Consider the following 3,235-nt stretch of genomic DNA (forward strand, 5'->3'; position numbering starts at 1 on the left):
GACTGCGGATGATACATTCCTATCATTTCCCGCAGCAACTCTTCTCTGCGTGGATCTCTTTTCTCTCTTGTCATTTTTTTCAACTCCCATTTTTTATTATATTACTTTTTGAGAGTTTACACAAACCATTTTACACTGTCACGTGCTTCTTATATTATCGCATTTACGTTAGTGTAAAAAGGCATTATTCAGCAAAGGTTCAATTGCTGTAAACAATATCATAGAAAAAGTGTCGCTTGCTACAGCGACACTTTTTATTGATTTATTATTATTAATTGCATAACCGCCGTGTTCATAAACAACAAGCCAAATATAATATCGTTACATACAATCAAGGAAACCATCGCTCATATACTATATAAAGAAGTATGATATCAATTGAATAAATTCGAGATAAACCGATAGCGCAAAGAGAGGAGTATATTTATGACAAAAACATCAAAAGGACTTGTCGAATACTGTAAAGCACAGCTGGGACGTCCTTATTGGTATGGCGGCTTCGGACAGCTTGGAAATGTCAGCGATCTTGAATGGTATGCAAACGCATATCCTGCATATTGGTCCGCAGAGCGGGTCGATAAGGCAAAGGAAAACCATATAGGACAAAAAGTCCATGATTGTGTCGGGCTTATAAAGGGATATTTATGGAGCGCGGATAATAACAGTCCGGCTAAATACCGTGAAGATCAGGATGTATCCGCGAATGGTATGCGTATGAAATGTATCGAAAAAGGTGATATCGCCAATATTCCGGAAATACCCGGTGTACTTGTGTTCCTGCCGGGACATGTCGGCGTGTATATAGGCGGCGGAGAAGTGATTGAAGCAAGGGGATTTAATTATGGCGTTGTTAAAACTAAGCTTGATGAACGTCCTTGGAAATGGTGGGGCAAATGCCCTTGGATAGATTACAGAATCGGGTCTGAGAGTGATAATGCCGGAATAACAGCCGGAAGCAGTGTTATGATTGTGTCCGGTGCTAAATATATAAATGGAAAACTGGTTCCGCTCCGTTATATCGGCAAAAAAATGACTGTTCTGAGCTTGTCGAAAGATAGGACAAACGCGTTGATTCTGCAGCTTTTTTCACGTATTGAAATTAAATATTTGAAGAAGATATAAACAAAGGAAAGTTGTGAGATAGGAGAGAAATTAAATATTATTAACTCGGTAGTAAATAATTACCATTATTAGAAAGAAAAAGCTCTGGTATATGGGTTTCTCTCTTTAAGTGGTAATTATTTAAATACCGAGTTAATAAATTGCGGTGAGGTATACTATATTGCTGTTTTATAATTATCGTGCTAATATTACTAAATGGATAATATGCGTTTTTATAACACAAAAAATCAAAATTTTTCCTGAGGATTCAAAAAAAGGAACCTTTCAAACGTCTTATATACAGAGAACGCAAATATAAAGCGTTCCGCGGATCAAGGAGTTGTGGAATGGACAAAGAAGAATTGAAACGCAGTTACATCAATATGAAGAACGGAGACAGAGCAGCCTGCGAACGGATATACAACGAACTCAAAACACCTGTGTATGTTATTGCGCTCCGGTATACAAAGGACAGATATAAAGCGGAAGACATAGTACACGATGTTTTCGTCAAGCTGTTTAATTCAGGAGAAGGTAATGTCTACGTAGAAAATCCCCGGGCGTGGATATTCCGGATGGCGCGCAATCTGGCTATAGACTGCCTCAGGGAACGCAGAGCGGATTCTCTCGATGACGATGATAATAGTGAAGGCCAAAGTCTTCAATATGAATCCGACGATTACGAGACCGCGTCGGAACGGCTCGATACCGAGAATGCTCTTTGTCGGCTCCCTAAGGATGAACTTGAAATCGTAACTCTGCGGGTTAACGGCGAGCTGAAATTTATAGAAATATCTGCTGTTACCGGACTGCCGGAGGGAACTGTATATTCTAAATACCGCTCCGGAATATCGCATTTGAAGGCTTTAATGTCATGAACGGCAAAACCTTGATTCGTATCCGGCAAAAAACGCCGGGGAAAGGCATTATGTAATGAAAAGAACAATAATAGCTTTATTTTCTGCCGTCATCGTTTCTCTGCTGCTTGCGACCGGTGTTGCAGCTGACGCTCCGATTTATAACGGAGCGATAATAAAGACCAATGCGGTGCAAAACCATAAACTGTCTGTCGATGAATTGATCACCAGATGGGAAAATGTCGGATATCCTGATGATATCGGAGGAATTTACCCTGGTAAAGAGCAAGAAGGATACATCATCGCTCTTGTAAATCCAACCGAAGCCAGAAAAGCAGAATTGCTTGATATGCTAAACAAAGCGGAGAATGTTGATTTCGTTTCTGTTCAATACTCATATAATGAGCTCACAACAATTTATAATGAGATTGAAAAAGAATACTTAGGTAAAGGCGTAGTTGCTGTCAATATAACAATTACTGACAACAATGTAGAAGCCATGGTGAACGCAGATAATGTTGACGATGTCTCTGCCAAATTATATGAAAAATATGGGCACAAGATAGCTGTATTTGCCGTACAGCCTGGTCTTGGCGGGTCAACTATTAGCGTACCGTTAAATGATTCTAATATTCCGCAAAAAAAAGATTCTTCATTGATATATTTCATAGCTTCTGCCGCGATAGCTGCAGTGGCTGTTGCCGGAGTGTCTTTAAAGCAAAAAACAAGAGTTTTGTCGACCTCGACCGGAGACAATGTAACTGTTCAATCGGATGAAAAGCTCAGTAAAAAGCAAGTCCTTCAGGCAGTAAAAGACATAAAAATTCAAAACAGCAGCGATATTTTCGAGAGTATTATAAAGGACAGCAATAAAAAGAGCTGAGTTATAAATTGCTGAGTATATAATAAAACTGTAATATATTTTCTCGTAAATACAGTAGATAACCAATAAATAAAAAGCAAGCTGAAGCTTCTACCTATGTTTTAGAGGGAAGCTTCAGTTTTTATAATTTTAAATCTAATACTGTGTAACATTTAAATGTTTATTATCGGATACAAATGCTTGAGCTTCACTCGGGCATCCTCATTAGAGAAATGCCAATCAATACCACGTTGTTTTTCATTACGGCTAATCGCCCATGGCTTCAGAAGATTGCGAAGAGTGTCTAAATCGGGAATGCGGTTGCTGGCAATACATTGCCGACCGAGAGCCGAAAGTTCAATCTCAGCCATATCGAGCCAACTTCCATGCTTGGGCGTGTAATGGATTTCAAGCC

General features: G+C 39.3%; 4 protein-coding genes. 3 read left to right on the plus strand and 1 reads right to left on the minus strand.

Going from position 1 to position 3,235, the window contains the following annotated elements; genetic code table 11:
• Positions 1-426: 426 nt before the first annotated feature.
• The 3 genes from VB118_12545 (at position 427) to VB118_12555 (ending at position 2,841) form a co-directional block, all read left to right on the plus strand.
• Positions 427-1,122, plus strand: coding sequence for a hypothetical protein (locus tag VB118_12545; protein MEA4833430.1), 696 nt, complete (start codon positions 427-429; stop codon positions 1,120-1,122).
• Between the two features lie 326 nt (positions 1,123-1,448).
• On the plus strand, positions 1,449-1,979 hold the full coding sequence (locus tag VB118_12550; GenBank protein MEA4833431.1) for an RNA polymerase sigma factor: 531 nt from the start codon (positions 1,449-1,451) through the stop codon (positions 1,977-1,979).
• Positions 1,980-2,034: 55 nt separating this feature from the next.
• The gene (locus VB118_12555; protein ID MEA4833432.1) at positions 2,035-2,841 is read left to right on the plus strand and encodes a hypothetical protein; all 807 of its coding nucleotides are present in this window, start codon (positions 2,035-2,037) and stop codon (positions 2,839-2,841) included.
• A gap of 152 nt (positions 2,842-2,993) precedes the next feature.
• On the opposite strand, the gene VB118_12560 is transcribed toward VB118_12555, so the two are convergent.
• On the minus strand, positions 2,994-3,235 hold a 242-nt coding region (locus tag VB118_12560; GenBank protein MEA4833433.1), incomplete at its 5' end, for an IS630 family transposase.

The organism is Oscillospiraceae bacterium, from assembly GCA_034925865.1.
Classification (GTDB): domain Bacteria; phylum Bacillota; class Clostridia; order Oscillospirales; family SIG627; genus SIG704.

What these genes read in the sequence shown, in the direction of transcription:
- VB118_12545 (MEA4833430.1), top strand. Translation starts at nt 427, where the DNA reads ATGACAAAAACATCAAAAGGACTTGTCGAATACTGTAAAGCACAGCTG.
- VB118_12550 (MEA4833431.1), top strand. Translation starts at nt 1,449, where the DNA reads ATGGACAAAGAAGAATTGAAACGCAGTTACATCAATATGAAGAACGGA.
- VB118_12555 (MEA4833432.1), top strand. Translation starts at nt 2,035, where the DNA reads ATGAAAAGAACAATAATAGCTTTATTTTCTGCCGTCATCGTTTCTCTG.